The 23194-nt window shown below is 69.1% G+C and carries 20 protein-coding genes and 1 riboswitch; of the genes, 1 reads left to right on the top strand and 19 read right to left on the bottom strand.

Annotated features, from left to right (window positions below):
- Position 1: 1 nt before the first annotated feature.
- The 16 genes from OG714_RS08205 to OG714_RS08280 all read right to left on the bottom strand — a co-directional run bounded on the left by OG714_RS08205 (position 2) and on the right by OG714_RS08280 (position 18344).
- A complete protein-coding gene (locus OG714_RS08205; RefSeq protein WP_406119615.1) occupies positions 2 to 1222 on the bottom strand; it encodes an LLM class flavin-dependent oxidoreductase in 1221 nt (406 codons plus the stop codon).
- Positions 1223 to 1297: 75 nt separating this feature from the next.
- Positions 1298 to 1438, bottom strand: coding sequence for a putative leader peptide (locus OG714_RS08210; protein ID WP_406119616.1), 141 nt, complete (start codon positions 1436 to 1438; stop codon positions 1298 to 1300).
- A gap of 2 nt (positions 1439 to 1440) precedes the next feature.
- Positions 1441 to 2184, bottom strand: a complete 744-nt coding sequence (locus OG714_RS08215; protein ID WP_406119617.1) for a GNAT family N-acetyltransferase — start codon at positions 2182 to 2184, stop codon at positions 1441 to 1443.
- Positions 2185 to 2263: 79 nt separating this feature from the next.
- Complete coding sequence (locus OG714_RS08220; protein WP_406119618.1) at positions 2264 to 3292, bottom strand: ABC transporter substrate-binding protein; 1029 nt, start codon at positions 3290 to 3292, stop codon at positions 2264 to 2266.
- Positions 3293 to 3341: 49 nt separating this feature from the next.
- Positions 3342 to 4139 (bottom strand): amino acid ABC transporter ATP-binding protein, encoded by a 798-nt coding sequence (locus OG714_RS08225; RefSeq protein ID WP_406119619.1) that lies wholly within the window; start codon positions 4137 to 4139, stop codon positions 3342 to 3344.
- The gene (locus OG714_RS08230; protein ID WP_406119620.1) at positions 4136 to 5116 is read right to left on the bottom strand and encodes an amino acid ABC transporter permease; all 981 of its coding nucleotides are present in this window, start codon (positions 5114 to 5116) and stop codon (positions 4136 to 4138) included. Before OG714_RS08230 ends, OG714_RS08225 begins: the two co-directional genes overlap by 4 nt.
- 152 nt (positions 5117 to 5268) lie before the next feature.
- Positions 5269 to 5418: a hypothetical protein gene (locus OG714_RS08235; protein WP_406119621.1), complete on the bottom strand. Its 150-nt coding sequence runs from the start codon at positions 5416 to 5418 to the stop codon at positions 5269 to 5271.
- 32 nt (positions 5419 to 5450) lie between these two features.
- Positions 5451 to 5558, bottom strand: a riboswitch (SAM riboswitch).
- 77 nt (positions 5559 to 5635) lie between these two features.
- Positions 5636 to 6520: a glutathione S-transferase C-terminal domain-containing protein gene (locus OG714_RS08240; RefSeq protein WP_406119622.1), complete on the bottom strand. Its 885-nt coding sequence runs from the start codon at positions 6518 to 6520 to the stop codon at positions 5636 to 5638.
- A 68-nt stretch (positions 6521 to 6588) separates the two neighbouring features.
- Positions 6589 to 6702 (bottom strand): putative leader peptide, encoded by a 114-nt coding sequence (locus tag OG714_RS08245; RefSeq protein ID WP_401939944.1) that lies wholly within the window; start codon positions 6700 to 6702, stop codon positions 6589 to 6591.
- A gap of 117 nt (positions 6703 to 6819) precedes the next feature.
- Positions 6820 to 8070 (bottom strand): alginate lyase family protein, encoded by a 1251-nt coding sequence (locus tag OG714_RS08250; protein ID WP_406119623.1) that lies wholly within the window; start codon positions 8068 to 8070, stop codon positions 6820 to 6822.
- 27 nt (positions 8071 to 8097) lie between these two features.
- Positions 8098 to 11373, bottom strand: coding sequence for an alginate lyase family protein (locus OG714_RS08255; RefSeq protein ID WP_406131755.1), 3276 nt, complete (start codon positions 11371 to 11373; stop codon positions 8098 to 8100).
- Positions 11374 to 11537: 164 nt separating this feature from the next.
- Positions 11538 to 13067 carry a glycosyl hydrolase family 28 protein gene (locus tag OG714_RS08260; RefSeq protein ID WP_406119624.1) on the bottom strand — a complete coding sequence of 510 codons (1530 nt, stop codon included), beginning with the start codon at positions 13065 to 13067 and terminating at the stop codon, positions 11538 to 11540.
- Positions 13068 to 13102: 35 nt separating this feature from the next.
- Complete coding sequence (locus OG714_RS08265; RefSeq protein WP_406119625.1) at positions 13103 to 13960, bottom strand: carbohydrate ABC transporter permease; 858 nt, start codon at positions 13958 to 13960, stop codon at positions 13103 to 13105.
- On the bottom strand, positions 13957 to 14955 hold the full coding sequence (locus OG714_RS08270; protein ID WP_406119626.1) for a carbohydrate ABC transporter permease: 999 nt from the start codon (positions 14953 to 14955) through the stop codon (positions 13957 to 13959). The genes OG714_RS08265 and OG714_RS08270 overlap by 4 nt, the downstream gene beginning before the upstream one ends.
- The gene (locus tag OG714_RS08275) at positions 14952 to 16301 is read right to left on the bottom strand and encodes an extracellular solute-binding protein (protein WP_406119627.1); all 1350 of its coding nucleotides are present in this window, start codon (positions 16299 to 16301) and stop codon (positions 14952 to 14954) included. The genes OG714_RS08270 and OG714_RS08275 overlap by 4 nt, the downstream gene beginning before the upstream one ends.
- 225 nt (positions 16302 to 16526) lie before the next feature.
- Positions 16527 to 18344 carry an ABC transporter ATP-binding protein gene (locus OG714_RS08280; protein WP_406119628.1) on the bottom strand — a complete coding sequence of 606 codons (1818 nt, stop codon included), beginning with the start codon at positions 18342 to 18344 and terminating at the stop codon, positions 16527 to 16529.
- A 142-nt stretch (positions 18345 to 18486) separates the two neighbouring features.
- Between OG714_RS08280 and OG714_RS08285 the strand changes: the two genes are divergently transcribed.
- Positions 18487 to 19515 (top strand): glycoside hydrolase family 43 protein, encoded by a 1029-nt coding sequence (locus tag OG714_RS08285; protein WP_406119629.1) that lies wholly within the window; start codon positions 18487 to 18489, stop codon positions 19513 to 19515.
- Between the two features lie 42 nt (positions 19516 to 19557).
- Here OG714_RS08285 and OG714_RS08290 read toward each other — a convergent pair whose 3' ends face one another.
- The 3 genes from OG714_RS08290 to OG714_RS08300 all read right to left on the bottom strand — a co-directional run bounded on the left by OG714_RS08290 (position 19558) and on the right by OG714_RS08300 (position 22966).
- The gene (locus tag OG714_RS08290) at positions 19558 to 20394 is read right to left on the bottom strand and encodes a carbohydrate ABC transporter permease (RefSeq protein ID WP_406119630.1); all 837 of its coding nucleotides are present in this window, start codon (positions 20392 to 20394) and stop codon (positions 19558 to 19560) included.
- Positions 20395 to 20470: 76 nt separating this feature from the next.
- On the bottom strand, positions 20471 to 21466 hold the full coding sequence (locus tag OG714_RS08295; RefSeq protein ID WP_406119631.1) for a carbohydrate ABC transporter permease: 996 nt from the start codon (positions 21464 to 21466) through the stop codon (positions 20471 to 20473).
- Positions 21467 to 21475: 9 nt separating this feature from the next.
- Positions 21476 to 22966, bottom strand: coding sequence for an ABC transporter substrate-binding protein (locus OG714_RS08300; protein WP_406119632.1), 1491 nt, complete (start codon positions 22964 to 22966; stop codon positions 21476 to 21478).
- Positions 22967 to 23194: the final 228 nt, after the last annotated feature.

Raw genomic sequence — 23194 nt, forward strand, 5'->3', positions numbered from 1 at the left:
CTCAGGCGGTGGCTGCGGCAGCGGCGTAGCGGTTGGCGGGGCGGGCGAGCCCCAGCAGTCCGCGCAGGGTGTCGGCCTCGTAGGCCTGGCGGAAGGCGCCCCGGCGCTGGAGTTCGGGGACCAGCCCCCGCGTGATCGCCGGGAGGTCGTGGCCGGCTACTGCGGGCCGCAGCCGGAAGCCGGTCAGCCCTGCCGGCTGCAACTCCTGGAGGAGATCGGCGAGTTGGGCGGGTGTACCGGCGAAGATACGGGCGTCGCTGGTGTACGGCTCCCCCGCGAGCGCGTCGAGCCTCTCGCGGCGGGCGACCGCCGTGGCCTCGTCGTCGTCGAGAAAGACCACCAAGTCGCCGAAGATGTGCAGGAGTTCGTCGGCACGGCCCGCGGTCTGCTGCTCGGCGCGGATCTCCGCGACGATCGCCCGCGCGTCGTCGGTGTCGTGCGGCGTGACATAGCCGACGTCGGTGGCGCGGGCCACCAGCCGGTACGGGATGGTCTGGTGGGCCAGGGAGCTGACGACCGGCTGGCCCTGCGGCGGGCGGGGCGTGATGGAGGGGCCCTTGACGCTGAAGTGGCGGCCCTCGAAGTCGATGTAGTGCAGCTTGTCGCGGTCGACGAAGCGGCCGGTGGCGATGTCGCGGATCTCGGCGTCGTCCTCCCAGCTGTCCCAGAGGCGGCGCACGACCTCGATGTAGTCGGCGGCCTCGTCGAAGTGCTCGGCGAGGCGCTTCTGCCCGGCCTCGGTCCGCAGGCTCTCCAGGCTGATCGGCGGGAAGGTGCGGCGTCCGAAGTGGTCGGCCTCGTGCGGGCGGGCGGAGAGTTGCACGCGCAGGCCCGCGCGGCCGGTGCTGACGTAGTCGAGGGTGGCGATCGCCTTGGATATGTGGAACGGCTCCGTGTGCGTGGACACCACCGTCGGGACCAGACCTATGTGACTGGTCAGCGGTGCGATGCGGGCCGCGATGAGCACGGCGTCGAGGCGGCCGCGGACCTGGTCGGTGCGGCCGTCCAGCTCGCCGTAGTGCGAGGACTGAAGGCCCAGGCCGTCCTCGAAGGTCACGAAGTCGAGCAGGCCGCGCTCGGCCTCGGCGACCAGGTCGGCCCAGTAACCGGGGGTGAACAGGTCCCGGGGCCGGGCCACCGGCTCGCGCCAGGAGGCCGGGTGCCAGCCGGTGCCGTCGAGGGCGACGGCGAGATGCAGGGGGGTGGAGCTGGTTGGGGACACGGTGGTGCCTTCCTGGAGATCCGTACGAGATCGCCGGTCCGCCGGATGAGCGGGTACGGCGGCTGGGGCAACGGGTCAGGAGCAACAGAGCGCGCCGGCCGTGCGCAGCAGGTCGATGTGGGGCCGGGTGGTGAGGCGCACGGTGACAGGAAGGCGGGACGCGCTGAGCATGTCCATCACCTCCACGGAGTCCGGCATCAACAGGGACAACGGCACGGCTATGCCGTTTCTTCCGGATCGGCGGCGGCAATCGGGCCGGTGCGCCGGACCAGCGAGAAGACCGTGCGGGCGCGCAGCGTGAAGCCGATCGACTCGTACAGGCGGATCGCGTTGGTGTTGGTGGCCGCCGCGTGCAGGAAGGGGTGCTCGCCGCGTTCCTTGATGCCGGCGGCGACCGCGCGGACCAGGCGGGTGGCCAGGCCCCGGCCGCGGTGGTCGGGGTCGGTGCACACGGCGCTGATCTCGGTCCAGCCGGGCGGGTGGAGGCGTTCGCCGGCCAGGGCGACGAGCCGGCCCTCGTCGCGGATGCCGAGGTAGGTGCCCAGTTCGACGGTGCGGGGCAGGTAGGGGCCGGGTTCGGTGCGGGCGACCATGTCGAGGATCTCGGGTACGTCGTCGGGGCCCAGACGTAGGGCCTCGGGGTCGGACTCGGCCCGCAGACCGGTGTCCACGAGTTGGACACCCTGTCCGGATCGGACGATCTCCCAGCCGTCCGGCGCCGCGCTCACCCCGCGCACCGCGGCGGAGCCGCCGGGGCCGACGAGAGCGGCCAGGTCCGCCCAGGCGCGCGGGTCGTCGTTGTCGGTGATGGCGTGGAATCCGGCGACGTCGACGGGGTAGCGGGCGGCGCGGCCGACGCGCTCGGCGAAGTGGGCGTGCGGGCCGGTGAGCGCGGCCCAGGCCGGGTTGTCCAGAACGTGGGACGTGGATGTGGTGGTTTCGAGACTGATGGTGGAAGACATCGGGTGACGGCTCCAGTACTGGTCACGCGGGCGGGGACCCCGCTGTGGCGTGGCGGGGTCCCCTTGCCGAGAGGGTGGGTCAGGAGTCGCTGAGCGGCAGTCCGGGCGGGTTGACCTCGGACTTGGCGACTGCCTCGTTGGAGAGGTTCCAGGCGGCCAGCCACTTGGCGTACTGCCCGTTCTTGATCAGGTAGTTGATGGCGTCCGCGAGGGGCTTGGCGAGGCCGCTGTTCTTCTTCGCGGTGGCCGCGATCAGGCCCTGGAGGGAGGATCCGGCGCCGGAGTAGGTGCCCGCGTTGCGGACCGCCTTCGCCGTGCCCTTGGTCGAGGAGACCTGGTAGGCGACCGAGGGGTTCGGGGCGAGGTAGGCGTCGATCTTCCCGGAGGCCAGCGCGAGGTAGGTGCTGTTGTTGTCCTGGAAGTACTTGACGGTGAGCGCCTTCTTGCCCTCGGCGGCCAGCTTCTTCTTCCACTCCAGGAGGATCCGCTCCTGGTTGGTGCCGGCGCCCACGGCGACGGTCTTGCCGGCGAGGTTCTCGTAACTGCCGGCGAAGTTCCAGGAGTTGTCGGCCTTCACCGCGAAGCCGAGGTTGTCCTCGCGATAGGAGGCGAACTCGTACTTCGCCTTGCGCTCCTCGGTGTCGGTGACGTTGGAGAAGGCGACGTCGACCTTGCCGCTGTCCAGGCCGATGAAGAGGTTCTCCCAGGTGGAGTTCTTCAGCTCCGGCTTGAGACCGAGGACGGCGGCGACCAGGCGGGCGATGTCGGTCTCCGAGCCGGTGAGGGTCTTCTGGTCCGAGCCGACGTAGCCGAGCGGCGGCGATCCGGCGGGCAGGAAGCCGACGCCGATCTCCAACGTGCCGCTCTCGGCTACGGACTTGGGCAACTCGGCGCTGATCGACTTCACTTCGGCGACCTTGAGCGTGGCCTCCTTGGCGGCACCGTTGGACAGAGCGCCCACGGTGACCGTGCCGGAGGCGGCGCTGCCGGACGTGGTGGCCGCGTCGCTGTCTCCCCCGCAGGCGGCGAGTCCGCCCGCGAGGGAGGCGACGACGGTGCCGGCGGTGAGTCCGCGAGTGAGTCTGCTGCGAAGGCTGAGGGGAGACATGGCTGTTCCTAGGCTCGGTGTTCGGGGCTGCTGAAAGGGAGGGCGGGGCTCAGAGGACCTTGCTGAGGAAGTCCCTGGTCCGTTCGTGCTGTGGCTTGTCGAGGACCTCGTGCGGCGGGCCCTGCTCGACGATCTTTCCGCCGTCGATGAAGACGACCCGGTCGGCGACCTCGCGGGCGAAGCCGATCTCGTGGGTGACGATGACGAGGGTGGTGCCGCTGGTCGCCAAGTCCTTGATGACGGCGAGGACTTCGCCGACGAGTTCGGGGTCGAGGGCGGAGGTCGGCTCGTCGAAGAGGATGACGCCGGGGCGCAGGGCGAGGGCGCGTGCGATGGCGACGCGCTGCTGCTGGCCGCCGGAGAGCTGCCTCGGGTAGGCGCCGGTCTTCTCGGCGAGACCGACGCGGCCGAGCAACTCCCGTGCCAGTTCCAGGGCTTCGGGCTTGCCGAGCCTGCCGGTGGCGACCGGGGCGGCGGCGACGTTGTCGAGGACGGTCAGGTGCGGGAAGAGGTTGAAGTTCTGGAAGACGAACCCGATCCGGCTGCGCTGCGCGAGGATGGCGCGTTCGCTCAACTCCTTGAGCCGTCCGCCCTGTTGCCGCACTCCGATCAGCTCGCCGTTGACGCTGACGTAGCCGATCTCGGGCTTCTCCAGGTGGTTGATGACCCGCAGCAGCGTGGACTTGCCGGAGCCGGACGGGCCGAGGATCACGGTGACCTCGCCGGGCCGCACGGTCAGGTCGACGCCGTCCAGCACCCGGTGCGCGCCGTACCACTTGTGCACGTCGTGCACCTCTACGGCCGCGGGTGTGATGTCCGCCGGCGGCTCGGCTGTCTTCGTGGTCATACGGCGGCCTCCCTGCGGATGCGGGCCCGCAGATCGGTGACACCGGTGCGGAGTTTCTGGATCGGGGTCGGCGGCAGGGAGCGGGTGGCGCCCCGGGCGTAGTGCCGCTCGACGTAGAACTGGATGACGGACACGACGCTGGTGAGGATCAGGTACCAGACGGTGACGACCAGGAGCAGCGGGACGATGTCGCCGGGGTAGGTGGAGCCCATCGTCTGCGCGGAGCCGAACAGGTCGAGCAGCGAGACGTAGAAGACCAGTGAGGTGCTCTTGATCAGGCCGATCAGCTGGTTGACGTAGTTCGGGGTGATGGAGCGCAGGGCCTGCGGGAAGACGATTCTGCGGAACTGGTAGCCCTTGGGCAGGCCGAGGGCGGAGGCCGCCTCGTGCTGGCCCTGGTCGACGGAGAGGATGCCGCCGCGGACCACTTCGGCCGCATAGGCCGCCTCGTTGAGGCTGAGGCCGACGACGGCGACGGCCATGTCGGTGGCGAGCTTCGACTCGTCGAAGGAGAAGAAGGCGGGGCCGAAGGGGACGCCGATGCTGAGCGTCTGGTACAGGGCGCTGAAGTTGTAGAGGAAGATCAGCACCACGATGAGCGGGATCGAGCGCAGTGCCCACACGTAGGTCCAGCTCGTCGCGCGCAGCACGGGGCTCTTGGAGAGGCGGGCCAGGGCGAGCAGGATGCCGCCGAGGAGGCCCAACACCGCGCTCAGAGCGGCCACTTCGAGGGTGATGACGAGCCCGTCGAGGATCGTCGGGCGCAGGAACCAGTAGCCGAAGCGGCTCCACTGGTAGAAGGGGTTGGTCGCCAGGCCGTGGACGAACTGGGCGACGACAACCAGCACGACCAGGGTGACGATCCACCGGCCGGGCCGGCGCAGCGGCTGAACTCGCTGTGCTGTCAGGGCTTTTGACGGGGCGTCAGTGGACGGGGCGTCGGCCAGGGACACGGTGGTGCCTGGGGGTTCACTCATGGTGGGCTCCGGCAGGTTCACAGACCCCGGTCCGTGGCGGTGGACGCGCGACGGCGGACGGCACGCGCGGGTGCACGGGACCGGGGGCGGGGAGGGGGCAGGCACACCGACGGGATCGGGTGTGCGTCAGAGATGCGTCGGCCGACTGGTCGTCAGGCGCGACAGCGGGCGCGGCCCGACGCGGTACACAGTGCGCTGCTGACCCGGAGCAGATCGACAGCGCGGTCGGCGACGAACAGGTTGGCGTACGACAGCACGCAGCCCTGCGGGCGGCATGTGGCCGTCCTGGGAGCTGCGTACATGGCGTCACCTGTCACTGTTCCGGCCCCGCGGGGCCTCGCGCTTACCGAACGTCATCCGGTCCGGTCGTCACCTGGGGCACCCCACCGCGTGCGAGGGTTGCCGGTCAGCAAGCCAGGGCTTGTCGCTGACACTCATGACCGTTCTGGGTCGCAAGTTAAGACAATTGTCCGAACGTATGTCAATGCCCGTCCATCAACTGGACGGCACAGACCGCGCTCAGCTGCGGCAAGCTCCCGTTTCGTCCGCCGCGTGGGCCGCCCAGTCCAGGATCTGGACAGCCGCGCCGGCGGCCTCCAGGCCCCGGCAGTGGGCGTGGTGACGGCGGGCGATGCCGTCGAGGTCGAGGTGCGTGCCGAAGGCGGGGTGGGCGGCCAGCCGACGGGCGTAGGCCCACAGGTGGGGGTGATCGGCGATGCGCTGTACGGCGGCGGCGTCCAGGTGATTGCGGTGCACGGTGTCGAGTTGCACCAGCGACACCCACAACTCGACGTCGGCGGCGGTGAGTTCGTCGCGGATCATGTGCTCGCGGCCGTCCAGCCAGCGGTCCAGCGAACCCAGCGTCTCCAGCAGCCGGCCGACCGCCTCGTCACGCTCCTCCTGCTCGACACCGGCCGCACCGGCGCGCTGCGCCGCGTCCTCGATGCCTTCCGCGCACAGCCGCTCGACGGCCTCGATCTCCGACTCGGCGCCGCACGGGTAGAGCTGGGGTCCGCCCTCGCCGAAGTGCCGGGCGAGGTCGCGCGTGATGTCGGGGGCGTGGGTGCTGACGATCCGGCCGGACCAGTCGTCGCTGAGCACCGGCGCGGTGGCCGGTCCGGAGTAGCGGTGCGCGCTCGCCTCGTAGAGCGGGCGCAGCGCGGAGTGTCCACCACTCGGACAGTCGGGTACGGCGGACAGGAACACGGCCGGACAGCTCTCGTCGAGGCCGAGCAGGCTGTGCGTGACGGCGATGCGGAGGCCGTCGGCGCAGGCGGTGGACAGATGGAGGCGGTAGCGGCGCGGCACGGCGTAGTGCCCGCTGCGCGCGTCACTGCCGATCCGGCCCCGGAACGTGGGGGCGGACCGGGGTGAGGGGATGGCGGCGAGAGGCGTGCTGGACATGGGACTCCCCGGGTACGGGCGCGTGGACGTACGCGCGGCGGAAGCGTCGTCGAGCGGTGGGCGGGGGTTCAGCGCAGGGGGCTGATCGCGCTGCAGACCCGCAGCAGGTCGATGTGACGGCGGGAGGTCAGAAGAGGCGAACGGTCCACGCGGCTGGTGGTGACCGGCTCAAGGCGCCCCATGCTTCCCTACCTGTTCACTAGGATTCCCTGCTCGAGTGTCGATCCACCGCCACCCGAGGTCAAGAGGGCGTCCACGGACCGGGCACCGACGGCCCGGTCCGTGGACGCCCCGCGTCCCTACTTCGCGTACATCAGCGTCCCGAACCCGAGCTGGTCGTAGCCGCCGCTGTCGGAGCCGTAGTCACCTCCCCCGCCCTCGGGCGCGACGAGGTCGTAGTACATGGCCGAGATGTACTTGTCGTCGAGGCCGATCCGCCGGTTGTAGTGGAAGTGGAGCATCGCCCACACGGGGCGGATCTGGCCGCGCGAGGCGGAGGAGACCACCGTCTGGGACGCCTGGGCGCAGCTCTGCCCGGTGCCCCAGGTGTAGGTGGTGAAGGGGACATCGCTGCCGCTGTTGTACTTCGCGACGTACTGGGCGGCCTTCATGAAGCGACGGCTGTCGTACGAGTACAGGTCGTCGCCCTGGTTCCAGGCCATCTCGCAGATCGCGCCCATCTGGCCCATGCCCAGGACGGTGTGGCCCTGGTCGCGGCCCGACTCCTGCCACTGGCCGAGCGCGTAGCCGTCCGCGTCGGTGTACAGATACGGCACCGCGTGCGCGATGGAGCCGTTGCCCGCACCGGACTTGAAGTAGGTGACGGCCTGGTCGTACTTGGCGCTGTCCTCGTTGAGGATCCCGATGGCCAGGATCGCGGCCATGTTGCAGAGGTCCCAGTTGGCCCAGTAGTTGGTGATGCAGGCATCGTTGTGGTTGGTCAGGAAGCTGTTGTTGAGCGGGTAGAAGACGTTCGCCAGCATCGTCTGGGCAGCGGCCAGGTTGAAGCCGCTGTAGTCGCGCATCAGCTCGCAGGCATTGGCGAACTGCCAGCCGTAGAGGCCGGCCGCGAGGAAGCGGTCGGCGTTTCCGGTGACCGAAGTCAGCGTCGACGACCAGGCGTTGAGGATGTTCGCGGCGCACACGGCGTTCGCCTCGGTGCCGCCGACCTTCCAGCGCAGGGCGTTCTGGTAGGCGGCGGCGATGTCGTTGTAGAGCAGGCTGTAGTTCTGGCCGTCGCCGCCCCGGATGATCGTCGCCGTCGCCCGGTTCGTCCAGGTCGACTGGGAGTGGGAGTTGGCGGTCAGCCTGTTCCAGCCGGACAGCCAGGGGTCGGTTCCCGCCGCGACCCTGACCTTGGCCCGGTTGATGTCTCCGGCGTTGTGCAGCATGCCGGGATGGGTGAACGTGGCCGGGGCCGCGCTCGCGGTGGAGGCGACCGTTGCGCCGCCGAGGGCGACGGCGGCGGTGAGACCACCGGCGGTCTTCAGAAGACCGCGGCGGCTCAACTCTGTTCTGCGGAGGCGCTCGTGGGGGGAAGTGCGGCTCATTGCGGTGCATCTCCAATCCATGACGGATCAGGTGGGCGTGATGCTCACCTCGTCGAACTCGGTGGTGCAGCGGACCGGTTGGCTGCGTGAGCAGACCACCAGCCCGACGTAGTAGGGGGCGTCACCGAAGCCGGGGATCTCTCCGTCGGCGAGGGGGGTCCAGGTGACACCGTCATCGGTGGACAGGGCCGCGCCGAAGGCGGTCCCGACGCGCCTCAGCCGCAGCAGGGCGGGGAGGGTGACAGCGGCTCCGCCGGTGAAGGCGGAGGCACCGGCCACGGTCTTGCGGAGCATGAGCTGAGCACTCGTCCCACCGGTGACGATCGCTCCGGCGGCCTGGTCGAACGGCGACAGCGACTTCGCCATGAGCAGCCCCACCCGGTCGGTGGTCACACCGCTGCGGGAGACGAGCCGGGCGACGACTTCGCAATCACCGCTGACCGGCCGCCGCACGAACTGCCCTGTCATTCCCTGGCCGTTGGCGTTCAGGTCGACACCCGCGCCTCGCACGGTGAAGGTGCCGCCGTCGTACGACGTGCTGCCCGGCGTCGTGATCGCCACCACGCCCAGCGTCCCGAAGGCACGGTCGTCGAGCACGGTGTCGCCGAGATCGCCGTACGTCCACGGCGCGGGCGGCGCGGTGCCGACCGTGAGCGCGAGGGTGCCGGTCGCGGTTCCGGAGGCGTTGGCCGCGGTCGTCGCGACCGTGAACTCGCCTGTCTCCGTTGGGGTTCCGGAGACCAGGCCGGTGCGCCGGTCGATGCGGAGACCGGCGGGCAGGCCATCCGCGGTGAACCGAACGGGCTCGTGCGAGGCCCGCAGCAGATGCCGGAAGGTCGCGCCCTGATTCGTGAACGCGGCGGTGGTGAAGGTGAGTTGGGGAAGCGCCGGGGTCGGCATCACGGCCCCTGCCCGCGCCGAACGCGGCCCGCGTCCACCAGCGCTGGTCTTCGCGACCGTGTAGTGGTACGTCGTTCCCGGCGTCCCCGTCGCGTCGGTGTGGCGGATGCGGGTGCCGAAGCCGACCGGGCCGACGCGGGTGGCGAGGGTCTCGTACGGTCCGGCGGTTCGGGTTGCGCGCAGCACGGTGTACTCGGCGGACAGGTCCGGGTCGGTCCAGGTCAACTCGACTGCGTCGGCGCCGGTTTCGGCCCGAAGGTCGGTGGCGGTACGGGCGGGACGGGGCACGCGCCAGACCGTGCCGGACGAGGAGGTCACGCTGACGTTGTCGAAGGCGCCGGTGCCGGTCTCGGCGTAGTCCTCGTCGACTCCGAGGCAGGAGGTGAGGGCGAGGCCCGCGTACGCGGTGCGGCCCAACTCGACCTCGGTGGAACCGACTTCGGTCCAGTGGATGCCGTCCGGCGAGATGGCGCCGGTGCAGCGCGCGCCCTTACGGGTCACGCGCACCCAGTAGGGCGCCCGCAACCGGTAGCCGTCGCCCGCGCCCTCGACGTACGGCGCCTCCAGCGGGGTCGCCGACTCGGGCAGTGTGCCGAGGCTGGAGATCGGGAAGGCGGCCGACGTCGTGATCGCCTGCTGCTGGGAAGGCGGTACGGGTGTGCTGCCGGTGGCGGAGATCTGCGCGCCGGTCGACGGGCGTGCCGTCCACACCCCGCTCCAAGTGTGCAGGGGCAGCCCTTGGATCAGCATCGAGGCGTGCGCCGCGTCCGCGTCGAGGGAGGCGCGGACGGTGACGCCGATCTTCGAGTACTGCGAGCTGAGCGGCCACACGATCCGCGCGGTGACCGTGCCGTCGCCGCGCAGCGGAAGGTGGACGAGACGGTAAGTGTCGGAGGTGCCGCTCGCCTCCAGGACGAAGCGTTCGCCGTCGAAGGTGCCGGAACCGGGGACCTTCACGTCACCCACGTCCCGGGTCGACCAAGGACCGGGGAGACCCGCGGAGGCTGCCGCCCAGGCCGAACTGCCGCTGCCACCCAGGGTGTTGGAGGCGGCGACCGTGTAGTAGTACGTCCGTCCGGCGTGCACGTTCCGGTCGGCGTACGTGGGCCGGTCGACGCCGGACGCGATCTTCTCGTAGCGGCCGTCCACCTCGGTCGCCCGTAGGACCGTGTAGGAGTCGGCCCACGTCGACGGCAGCCAACTCACCGTCACGGAACGGTCGTTGCCGACCGCCGTGACACCGGCCGGTGGTGTCGGCACGGTCGGCGAGGGGGCGGTGGCGCCGGCGTAGGCGAAGGTGCCCCAGCTCGGCAGGTCGTCGTTGCTGCCCTCGACGACTCGGGTGCCGCCGGTGCCTCGGAAGACCGCGTTCTTCGTGTTCGGGGTGTCCAGGCCGCGCACACCGGCGTAATGCGCGTACGCCATCTCGTAGATGGGCGGCAGGCTGCCGCGCGACGTGGCCGAGACGGCCGGCTTGATGTACTTGCCGGTGCGGTCGAGGTCGGGGACGAAGGGGACGTCGCCGCCGAGGTTGTAGCGGGCGGCGTACTCGACGTTGGCGAGGATGCGGTTGTCGTCGAAGCCCCAGAGGTCGACGCCCTGGTTCCAGGCGACCTGCGCGGCATCCGCCAACAGGCCGACCGCGAGCTGTTCGTGGCCCTGGTCGCGGCCGCTCTCCTGGCCCTGGCCGGCGTCGGTGACGATGCGGTGGAGGACGCTGCCGTTGCCCGCGCCGGCCGCGGCGAAGCGGAGCGCGTCGTGGAAGAGGGTGGGTTCCTCACAGAACACGCCTATGGCCAGCAGGGATTGAAGAGACGTCAGGTCCCAGTTGCCGTTGGCGTAGAGCATGTAGCAGGACAGGGCCGGGTACCAGACGCGGAGGAAGGAGTCCTCGCAGCGGGCGATGTCGGCGGCGGTCCAGCCGTCGTAGCCGGTGTGGCGGAGGAGTTCGGCGGCGTTGACGAACTTGAAGGCCTGGAGGCCGGCGCCGAGGGGGCCGTCGGCTCCGGTGATGGCGGTGAGCGAGGCGGACCAGGCGTTGAGGATGTCGCGGGCCTTGTCGGCGTGTGCGGTGTCTCCGGTGACGGACCAGATGAGGGCGTTCTGGTAGGCGGCGGCCGAGTCGGCGACGGCCTGGTTCTGGTAGTTGGTGGGGCCGCGGCCCCAGGTGGTGATCTGCCCCGTGTTCTGCACGGTGTACGAGGACGAGGAGCGGGCGTGGGCGGCGAGCGCCAAGTAGCCGTCGTAGACCGGGGATTGCTTGGCGACGACCGCCGCCTTCATGCGGGCGAGGTCGTCGGCGGTGTGCAGCAGGCCGGGGTGGGAGAAGGTCACCTCGGAGTCGTCCGGGGCCGCCGCCGCCCGGCCGGGCACGAGCAGTCCGCTCGCGCCCGAGGCCAGCAGCAGGGCTGCGGTGCCACCGAGGAAGACCCGGCGGCTGAGCGGAGCCGGTGTAATCGACTCCGGTTCGGCAACACCCTCAAGGGGCGCGGGGAACGGCGCGATCAACCACGACGGCGCCGCAGCCGACCAACAGCCCCTTCCTGCCCTTCCAGCGGAGCGCTTCGTCATGACGCCGCAGCCGCCTCGGCCTCGGCGGTCGTGAGGAACTTCAGGTTCGTCACGTGCTCGTTGTAGAACCACTGGATCTCGTCGGTGGTGTAGTACCAGGTGGGCTTCTTCATCGAGTCGGCGACGACCAGGCCGTTGATCACCAGGTTCTCGAACGTGACGTTGTTGATGGCGTGTTCGGCGTCGTAGCCGAGGAAGAGCGACGGGTTGGCGCGGGTGCCCGTGTAGCTGAGGTTCTTGACGTAGACGCCGTCGATGCCGCGGCCGACCGAGGTGTTGTACTTCGTGTTGAACATGACCTTCATGTAAATGACCTGGCCCCAGCGGAAGTCCTCGATCCGTACGTCCTCGATGCGCACGTTCTTGATCAGGTTGGAGTCGCCGGGGTTGAGGGCGATGCAGCCCTGGTAGTTCATCTGGGGTTCGCGGTGGTCGAGGATGTCGATGTTCTTGATGACGAGGTTCTCGATCACCTCGGGGGCGTCGCTGTTGCCGTGTGTGCCGACGTTGATCGGGTGGGCGACGTCGGCCCACAGGGTGCAGTTCTTGACGGTGATGTCGCGGGTGTCGCCGTAGTAGTCCCAGCGGTGGCAGTAAATGGCTATGCAGTCATCGGAGTTGCGCATGAAGCAGCCGTCGAAGGTGATCCCGGTCGAGGAGAAGACGTCGAAGCCGTCGCCGTTGCCCTTCGAACTGAACGCGCGTGCCTTGGTGATGTGGACGTTCTTGCTCTCGGCGAAGGTGCCCGCGTAGCCGGCCGGGTTGAGGATGATGACGTCCTCGACGCGGATGTTCCTGCTGCCCTCGCTGAGGATGGCGCCGCCGGGGTTGTTGTAGAGCACCCCGCGCCCGATGAGGCGGGACTTCTCCACGTCCTTGAAGTAGACCTGCGCGGTGAGGACGGCGCCGCCCGCGAGGTAGACGGTCTTGCCGCCGGGGACGGTGAGGACGTTGCCGGTGACGGTGTGGACGCCGGGGCCGAAGTAGATGACGTTCGGGTCGTCGGCGGACGGGACGTGGTGCTCGACGCGGTTGGTGATCAGGTGCAGGGCGTCGAACACCTCGTCGTTGATCTGCACGACGACGTCCTTGGGCTCGTCGAGGGTGAACCGCAGGGTGTCGCCGAGGAGTTCGGGCTTGATGCCCAGCGCGTCCGGTCTCACCCGGGCCTTGGTGGTGCCGCCCTTGAGGTAGGTCACCTCGATCTCGACCGAGCCGTTGAAGTCGAAGTACGCCATCGACGAGTTGTAGACCTTGCCCGACCCGGTGGACGCGTTGATCTCCTCGAACTGCGGGCGGTAGATGTCGAGGGTCTGCCAGGCGCCGTCGGGGGCGGTGCGGACCCGGACCTGGAAGCTGGTGTTGGTCGGCATGGTGGCCGGACGCGGGTAAGTGACCAGCTTGGGGCGGGAGTTGTGGCCGCCGGAGGCGTGGGCCGCCGTCGCGGTCAGTCCGGAGAGGCCGACGGCGAGCGCGGTGGCACCGGCGGCTTGCAGGGCCGTACGACGGGACAGGGGCGTGTTCATACCTACTACTCCTTGCAACAGGGGGAAACGAAGGGCTACTTGAGGCCGCTCGTCGACATCCCGGCGACGAACCCGCGCTGGGCGACGAGGAAGATCAGGAGGATGGGGACGACGTACATCACGGAGGCGGCGGCCTGGAGGTCGGCGACCGGGGTGCCCGCCGAGGTGACGTAGGTGGACATGACGGCGACCGCGAGGGTGGTGCGGTCGGTGGAGAGCAGGAGTTGGGGGGCTATGTAGTCGCCCCAGGTCCAGGTGAAGGCGATCACGAAGCTCGCGCTGAGGACCGGCCAGGACTGCGGCAGGAAGATCCGCCAGAAGATGGTGGCCCACCCGCAGCCGTCGACGATCGCGGCCTCCTCCAACTCCCTTGGCAGGCCCGCGAAGAACTGCCGGAAGAGGAAGACGAGATACGGCGTGGCGGCCAGTCCCCACAGCACCCACGGCCAGTAGGTGTCGACCATGCCGAGCTTGGCGAAGATCAGATAGGTCGGCAGCAGGGTGATCATCTGGGGCAGCATCATCGAGCCGAGCAGGATGCCGAAGAGCGTCTTCTTGCCGGGTGCGGAGAGACGGGCGAAGCCGAAGCCGACCCAGGCGGAGCTGAGGGTGACGAGAGTGGCGTAAATGGTCGCGATGATGAGGGAGTTGCGGGCGTAGCCGAGGAAGTCGATGAGCCGGTAGGCGTCGGTGAAGTTGTGCCACTGGATGTGCTGGGGCAGCCAGTGCACGGGGGACGCGGCGAGTTCGGCCGGGGTCTTCAGTCCGGCGAGGACGAGCCAGCCGAAGGGGCCGAGGAACAGGCCCGTGATGGCGACGAGGACGGTGTAGAGGACCAGGCGGCCCGCCCGCACGCGGACCGGGGGCTTCGCGAACGGGCTGGTGGCGCTCACTTGTTGGCCTCCGGGTCGACGTTGTAGAAGACCACGCCGGACGTGAACCTGAAGATGAGTCCGGTCACGACGAGGATGAGGACGAAGAGCACCCACAGCAGCGCGGAGGCGTAGCCGTAGCGGCCGAGCGCGAAGTACTCCGCGAACACGTGCATCATGTAGAGGTAGTTGGACTGCGGGATCGCGGTGACGCCGCCCGTGGTGGCGTCGGGTGCGAGCAGCAGCGGCATGATGGTCTGCACCGAGGCGATCACGCCGGTCACGGTCTGGAAGAGCAGGACCGGTGAGAGCAGCGGCACGGTGATGCTGCGGAAGGTCCGCCAGGCGCTCGCGCCGTCGATGCGGGCCGCCTCGTGGAGTTCGCGGGGTACGTCCTGGAGCCCGGCCAGCGAGATGATCATGACGTTTCCGGCGGTCCACAACACGCTCATCAGCAGCACGTAGCGGGCGTACGGATCGGCCAGCCAGCCCAGGGCATTGACGCCGAAGATGTTCAACACCCCGTTGGCGGCACCGGAGTTCTGGTCGAAGAGCTGCTTGAAGGCGATGCCCGCGCCCACGGGCGGTACCACGGCGGGCAGATAGAGCAGGGTGCGGAACAACCCGCGTGCCTTGAGCGGCCGGTTGACCAGGACCGCGAGCCCGAGTCCCGCCGCGATCGACAACGGCACGGAGGTCACCGCGAACAGGCCCGTGCGGCCGAGCGCGGCCCAGGTCACCGAGTCGGAGAACAGCTCGCGGTAGTTGCCGAGGCCGACGTAGCGCCAGTGCGGCGAGATGCCGTCGAACGTGGTGAAGCTCAGCCACAGGGCGTACGCCATGGGGAGGACGGTCAGCAGCAGGAAACCGATGATCCAGGGCGAGGTGAACATGTAGAACGCGCGATGTCTGCGCCCGGTCGCGGTGGTCCTCGGCTGCCGCACCGCCCGCGCCCGCTCGCCGCTCGCGGTCGAGCCGGACCGGCCCGCGACCGAGGTGATCTGATCGGCCGTCATCCCACTTGCTCCTTACCGCGCTTGAGCTGCTCGTTCATGGACGAGTTCAGCCGGCCCGCGAGGGTGTCGACGGAGATCCCGCCCGACATGGCGGCGGGGGCGGCCTGGTTGAAGAGGGCGGCGAGCGCGTCGGCCGAGGCGTACGGCGTGAAGGCGGTCACCGAGAAGTGCTTCAGCTCGGCCTCCTGCACCCTCAACGCCCGCTTCTGGTACGACTCCTGAGCGGGCATCAGCGGGCGCAGGGACTTCAGGGTCGGGATGCCCCAGCCGCTCGACGCGCGCGCCTTGGCCGGTGCCTCGCCGAAGAACCACTCGAAGACCCGCCACGCGGCGTCCTTGTTGGGGGCCTTCTTCGGCATCCACAAGCCGGTGCCGCCCTGGCAGGGGCTGAGCCGGGGGCCGCCCGCGAAGACCGGGGCCGGGGCGAGCCGGGACACCTGTGCCAGTTTCCTGTCGGTGTCGATCATGCCGCCGAGCCAGTAGCCGTCGCCCGCCATGGCCATCCGGCCGGCCTGATAGGTGGGCCCGTCCCAGGTGTTGGGGTCGGGCTGGATCAGGCTCGGGCCGACCTTGGCCCGGCAGTAGTCGATGTACCAGGCCAGTGCCTTGCGGGCCTCGGGGGCGGTGAAGTCGACGCGGGAGAAGTCGTCGCTGAACAAACTGCCTCCGGCGGCAGCCGTCAACCCGGCCAGCAGACCTGGGGCGTTGAGCCCGTTGTAGCTGCCGCCGAAGACCGTCGTCTGCCCCTTCTTGCGCTGGGTCAGGCGCTTGGCGTCCTCCAACCACTGTTCATAGGTGACCGGTTGGGTCTCCGGCGGGTAGGCGACGCGCGCCTCGTCGAAGTGCGCGGTGTTGTACCAGTACATGGAGTCCTGGGAGAAGTCCTTCGCCATGCCGTAGCGCGGGCCCTTGCCCTGGGTGTGGCCGTCGTAGCGCCACAGGTCGTTGACCGGATCGAGGTCGCCGGCCTTCAGGACGCTGCTCGCGGCGAAGTAGGGGTCGAGGTTCTCGGCGACGTCCCGGGCCACGAAGTACGGGGCGTCCACGGCGCCGACGCCGCGCACCAGGTCCGGCGGGGCGCCGGTGGTCATCATCGCGATCAGCTTGGTGAGGTCGAAGCGCACCAGGTGGATCTTGATGCCGAGGTCCTTGTGGGCCTGCGTGACCTGGTCGGCCGTGATGTCCCCGTCCTTGACCATCACCGTGACGGTCTCGCCCGCACCGCTCACCCCGGTCGACACCTGGAGCGCGCAGCCGCCCAGTACCGTCGCGCCGGCCGCCGCGCCCGTCGCCGAGAGGGCGAGAAATCGTCGGCGGCTCAGGGGCGCACCAGCACGTGGGTGCATGACCGCACCACCTCCAATAGAAACCGGTTGTCACGCGTTGGGGCAGAGCTTCTTCCGGCTCGGAAACGGCGTCAAGACCTTGGGCGAACTTTCGAAAAGACTGGGTAACCTCGGTGAGACGGCTCTGGAACACGGTTGACTAGAAACCGGTTGTCCGCCAGGCATCGCCGAAGTCCCGAAAAGCCGATGGCCGAAGTCGCGGGAATCCGGCCGCTGTTCGGGCCGTCAGCGCAGGTCGGCGGCCTGCTCGGGGCTGTCGTCGAGGAAGCCGCCCGACTGGTGCTGCCACAGCTTGGCGTAGGCGCCCTCGGTCGCCAACAGCTCCTGGTGCGTGCCCTGTTCGACGATCCGGCCGCGGTCGAGGACGACGAGCCGGTCCATGCCGGCGACGGTGCTCAGCCGGTGGGCGACGACGAGTGCGGTCCGGCCCTCCATGAGCCGCCACAGTGCTTCCTGTACGAGGATCTCACTCTCGGAGTCGAGCGCGCTGGTCGCCTCGTCGAGCAGCAGGATCGGGGCATCGCGCAGGATCGCCCGGGCGAGGGCGACGCGTTGGCGCTGGCCGCCGGAGAGCTTGATCCCGCGCTCCCCCACCATCGTCTCGAAGCCGTCCGGCAGCGCGTCGGCGAACTCGGTGACGTGCGCGGCCTCGGCGGCCCGGCGGACCTCGGCGTCGGTGGCGTCGGGGCGGGCGAAGGTGAGGTTCTCGCGGAGGGTGCGGTGGAACATCGCCGGGTCCTGCGGTACGTAGGCGATCAGGCCGCGCAGGTCGGCCTGGCGCAGTCTGCTGATGTCCTGGCCGCCGATCAGGATGCGGCCGGCGTCGATGTCCGTCATCCGCAGCAGCAGTCGGCTGAGGGTGGTCTTGCCGCCGCCGGACCGGCCGACGAGGCCGATCTTCGTGCCGCTGGGCACGCTCAGGTCGAGCCCGTCGAAGAGGGTGTCCGCGCCCGCGTGGGCGAAGGTCACGTTCTCGAAGCGGACGTCGGTGGCACGGGAGCGCAGCGGTTCGGGCGAGGCCGGGTCGACCACGGTGGGCGGTGCCATCAACAGCTCGGTGAACTGGGCTGCTTCGGTCATCGAGCTTTCCAGACGCCGGTAGATCTGGTTGAACTCGAACATGATCCTGGTCGCGTTGCTGTAGTACGTGAAGGCGACGACTACCGCCTCCACACCGTGTGTTCCTCCGCCGAGCGCGACGGCGAGCAGCAGGCCCAGCGCGTTGGTGAACACGGACAGGGGCGCGACCAGGGTGTCGATGCGCAGGTTGCCGTAGTCCCAGGAGCGCAGCGTGAGGCGCCTCGACTGGGCGACGCGGGAGCGGTGTTCGGCGGCCTCGCGTTCCTCGGCGGCGAACGCGCGGACCGTGTCCATGTTCATCAGGCTGTCGGCGACATGGCCGGACACCCGGGCGATGGCCTCCTCGCGCAGGTCGACGAGTGCCTGGCGGCGCCGGATGAGGGGCGCGACGACCAGGGCGGTGAGCGCGATCATCGCCAACAGGCCTACGACGAGCAGCGGTTCGTAGCGCCACAGCACGACCGAGCCGAACAGCAGCGGGACCAGGCTGCCCACCACCTGGAACGTCATGGTGTCGACGAACTCCTCGAAGCGGGAGGCGAAGCTCAACACCCGCTTGGTGAGCGACCCGGCGAAGTTGTCGTGGAAGAACGCGGCGTCCTTGGCGAAGAGTTCGTCCATGCCGATCACATACAGGTGCTCGATGCCGAGCGCGTCCAGCCGGTTCAGACAGTGCAGTCCCAGACGCCAGAACACCTCGGCGAGCAGCAGCACTCCGGCGAACCCGAGGACGTACGGCAGCGTCGCACGGACGCTGATGCCCGCGTCTCCGGCGATCCGGCCGACGAGCTTGGCGACGATCAGCGGTGCGATGTAGTTGATGCCGATGTTGCCCAGCGCGGGCAGCAGTGTGGCGGGCGCGGTCCAGCGGCGGAGCCGGGCCAACTCCCGTCCGTAGTAGCGAAGTGCGAGTGACACCGAGCCTCTGCGCGGCCCGACGTCGCGCGATTCAGGCGATCCCATCCCCACCCCGTGATGTCGACGGCGGCCCGGTAAACGGGCAGGCCAGAAGTGGCAGTGTCCCGCGTCGGCACCCGTGCGGTCCAAGCGTTTTTCCCTCAACAGTTGTGATGCGCGCGGGGTTTGTGGGCTCTACGGTGACACCATGGCGACCGATCCAGTGAGCGAGCCGATGCGGCTTCCCGACATGCCGTTGCACGATCCGTTCGTCGTGGCCGACGACGCGACCCGCACCTATCACCTCTACACCTCCAACGACCCTTCGGTGTCGGGTGTGGAGGGCGTCGGCACGATGGTCTACCGCAGCCCCGACCTGCGTGACTGGACGCGCCCCGAGGTGGTCTTCCTCGCGGCGGAGCAGGGCAACCTCTGGGCGGGCGACGGTGGTTGGGCGCCGGAGGTGCACGCCTGGGACGGCAGGTACTACCTGTTCACCACGCTGCACGACGAGGACAGCCCGCTCCCGGTGCCCCCGACCGGCCGCTGGGGCACGCCGTTCCAGCTCCCGAACCATCGGCGCGGCACGATCACGGCCGTGTCCGAATCCCTGCTCGGCCCCTTCACCGTGGTCGACCCCACGCACCCCACCCCGCCCAGCCGACTCATGACCCTGGACGGCACGCTGTACGTCGACCCGTCCGGGCAGCCGTGGATGGTGTACGCGCACGAGTGGCTGCAGACAATCGACGGCACGATGGAAGCGATCCGGCTGGCCCCGGACCTGACCGGGACGATCGGCGATCCGGTCTTCCTCTTCAAGGGCTCGGACGCGCCCTGGATCGGCGAGGAGATCCCCGCCGGCGTACCGCACCAGCTCCCGCCCTACGTCACGGACGGCCCGCAGTTGTACCGGACCCCCGACGGGTCGCTGCTCATGCTGTGGTCGACGTACGAGAAGAACGTGGTCGGCGCGGACGGCACCCTCACCGGTGGTTACGTCCAGACCTACGCCGTCTCCAAGTCCGGGGAGATCAACGGGCCTTGGCGGCAGCGGCGGCCGCTGGTGCGGGAGGACAGCGGGCACGGGATGCTGTTCCGGACGTTCGAGGGGCGGCTGATGATGATCCTGCACCGGCCGTTCGAGAACGCGCGCGGCAAGCTGTACGAGATGGAGTTCGCCGGTGACGAACTGCGGGCTCTGCGGCAGCGCAGCGACCTCGACGGCGGCGGATGATCCGGCGGCCGCTGCTCTCAACTCCTCGACGGCCGCTCCTCGTTACTGCTTGACCGCGCCCGCGAGCCCGTTGATGAAGAACCGCTGGAGCACGATGAAGATCAGGACGATGGGCAGCAGCGTGATGACCGACCCCGCGCACACCAGGGTCCACGCGGTGGAGTTCTGGCCGATGAAGTTGAACATGCCGACCGAGAGGGTGTGCAGGTCGGGGCGGGAGAGGGTGAAGACCAGCGGGATGAAGAAGCTGTTCCAGGCGTTGATGCAGGCGAACAGGCCGACGGTCGCCAGCATCGGCCCGGACAGCGGGAGCATGATCCGCCAGAAGATCTGGTGGAAGTTCGCGCCGTCCACGCGGGCCGCGTCCTCCAGGCCCCGGTCGATCGTCGTGAAGTAGCCCATGAAGAGGAAGGTGCCGAAGACCATCCCGCCCGCGGACTGGACGATGACCACCGACCAGAGGGTATTGAGGAGATGGAGGCGCTGGATGAGGTCGAAGACGGGGATGATCGTGTAGCCGTGCGGCAGGAAGAGCGTCACCCCGACCAGACCGAGCCACAGCTTCTTGCCGGGGAAGTCGGTGCGGGCCAGGACGTAGCCGGCCATGGAGGTGGCGAGCAGGGTGACGATGACCGTGCCGGTCGCGAACAGCACCGTGTTGACGAAGAACCGGCTGAAGTCCGCCTGGGTCCAGGCCTCGCTGTAGTTGGACCAGTGGAACTCGGACGGGATCGGGTTGAGCCCGCCGGAGAAGAAGCCGTCGGTGCTCTTGAGCGAACTGCCGAGCGCCCACAGGAACGGGTAGAGCCAGATGAGGCCGCCGCCGAGCAGCGCGGCGTAGAGCAGGCCGCGCCGGCCTCGGCGGGGGCTCAATCGCATTCGCGGGCGCGGACGTTGGGACAGTGTGGACATCGACGTGACCCTTTGCTGGTTGGGCGGCCGTTGACTGGTTTGCTCATTGGCCGGCGGCCGTGCGCCGGCGGCTGATCCCGCGCAGGGCGAGGACCTGGAGCGCGGAGAAGACGATGAGGAGCAGCCCGTAGAGGAACGAGGCGGCGGAGGCCAGTCCGATGTCCGGCTGGGCGGCGGCGCCGGCGGAGCCACCGAAGGCCAGGTGGTAGATGTACGTGTTGACGACCTCGGTGGCGAAGTACGGGCCGCCGCCGGTGAGGACCTGCACCAGGTCGAAGACCTGGAAGCTGCCGATGAACGCCAACACCACGATGACGACGCCGACTTGGCGCAGCATCGGGATGGTGATGCGGAAGAAGGACTGCACCGGGCCGCAGCCGTCGAGCTTGGCCGCCTCGTACAACTCGGCCGGGATGGTCTGGAGTCCGGCGAGGAAGTAGACGAGGTTGTAGCCCAGGGTGTGCCAGATGCCGATCGCGATGATCACGGCGAGCGCGGTGTGCGGATCGCCGAGCCAGTCGATCTGCCCGTCGGTCACTCCGGTCTTGGCTAGCAGACTCCCCGCCGAATCACCGAAGTTGGCGAGCATGAGCTGGATGACGACGCCGACGACCGCGGCCGAGGTGACGACGGGGATGAAGTAGACGGTCCGGAAGAACAGCGCGAACTTGAGCTTCGGGTTGTTCAGTACGAGGGCGAGCGCCAACGCCAGCAGGAGTTGGACCGGGACAAGTACGAAGGCGTAGACGAAGGTGTGCTCGACGGCGCCCCAGAAGATGCCGTCGTGCAGGATCTGGCGGAAGTTGGCGAGGCCCACGTAGTCACCGGGTGCGCCGATGCCGTTCCACCGGTAGAAGGTGTAGCCGAAGGAGGCGAAGATCGGGTAGACCACAAAGGCCAGGAGCAGCACGGCCATTGGGGCGAGGTAGAGGTACGACCACTTGGCGGCGCGGATGCGGCGGCCGAGGCCTGGGCGGGCGGCGGCCGGTGGTGGGGTCGGGGGTGTTCGTCGGCGTTCGCGGGTGTCGAGGAGTGGCATGGTGACGGCTCACGCCTTCTTCTTCGTGGTGTACGGCTTGGTGGGGTCCCAGTCCGCGAAGACGTAGTCGGACGTGCTGACCTTCTTGCCCTGCTTGGCCACCGCCGCGACCGCGTCCGAGAGCAGCTGGAACTTCTTGTCGGCCAGGCTGCTCAACGCGCCCTGCACGTCCTTGATCTGGCCGGTGTAGACACCGGTCACGACATCGCCGATGTCGGGCTTGGGAACGCTGGGCGCGACGCCGGCCAGCTCCGGGTTGCGCACGAGGGGCACCGGGCCGCGCAGCACCTGCCGGGTCATGCCGATGAAGGCGGCGAAGGGCTTGGAGTCGATGCCGTCCGGGTCGTTGTTCGCGGGGTGGGCCGAGACGCCGTTGAGGTCCTGGACCCAGCGCCGCCCGGCGGCGGGGGACGTCAGCGCGTCGAGCCACTGGAACGCCTCGTGCGCCTTCTTGCTCTTGGCGGAGACCGCGGCGAAGGAGCCGTTGCCGACCGGGTCGGCGTAGTAGTAGCCCTTCGGGGTCGCGGTGGGCGAGGGCAGGGTGACGAGGCTGTAGTCGGTGAACTTGTGCTGGGTCCACTCGGGTTGGTTCCAGACGCCGCCGACGGTCATGCCGAACTTGCCGCGCTCGAAGAACGCGCGGGCCGCTTCGTCGGACAGGCTCACGGAGTTGGGGTGGAAGAAGCCGCGCTTCTTCCATTCGACGAACAGCTCCAGGAAGTCGGCGTACGCCCGGTCGGTGCCGAACGTCCACTTGCCGACGCGGTAGTCCATGCCGGTGCCGGGCACGGTGGGGGCGCCGCCCGGTACGCCGGCGCCGCGGACGAACAGGTCCAGCCACCAGGCGAGGACGCCGATGCCGTCGGCGTTGCCGAAGCCGAAGCCGTACGACTTGCCGCCGCTCTTCTTGGTGATCGTCTGGGCGGCGCTGGTCACTTCGTCCCAGGTGCGGGGCAGCTTCACGCTCCCGTCCGGGTTCGTCAGGCCGACGGACTTGAAGACGCCGTGGTGGATGTAGAGCTGCAACTGCGGACCCGAGCCCTTGAGCGGGGCCGAATAGACCTTGCCGTCAAAGACGTTGGCGCCTTCCAGGAAGGTGCCTTCGGGGAAGCGTGACCGCCAGGCCGGGGTCGCCCACTCGTCGAGCGGGTGCAGCCAGCCCTTGGCGACCTGCTCGGCGACGCTGGGGACCTGCGGGATCATGAAGACGTCCGGCGGGTTGCCGCTGCGGTTGGCGAGCGCGACCAAGTCCGGGTACTTGGCGTTCTGTTGGGTGGTCTTCTTGACGCCGACCCCGCTGTGGGCCTTCTCGAAGAGCTCTATCTCCCTGTCCACCCAGGGCCCTTGGGTGACGTACCAGTCCCAGTAGGCGAGCGCGTCCGCCGACGAGGAGGGGGAGCCCGAGCCGCACGCGCTCAGGCCGCCGCCCAGGGCGAGGGTGCCGGCGCCGAGTGCGGCGGTGCGCAGGAGGCCGCGTCTGGAGACGTTCGACGAAGTCATCTGGTGTTCCTCCGAGGCGGAGAAGAGGGATGCAGTGGAATGCCGACGGCTGCCGAGCGGCATGTAACGTTCACTGAACCGTTTACAGTAACCGGGACGTTAAGGGGAGGTCTCACCGTCGTCAAGAGGTTCGGCAGTCCTGGAGAAGTTCCGACAGGTACCTGCATCAGGGCCGTAGAGAAACCCTCGCCAGTTGTGTAACTTTTTCATCGTTGTTACTTACATCGG

This window comes from Streptomyces sp. NBC_00989 (assembly GCF_045162655.1).
GTDB lineage: Bacteria > Actinomycetota > Actinomycetes > Streptomycetales > Streptomycetaceae > Streptomyces.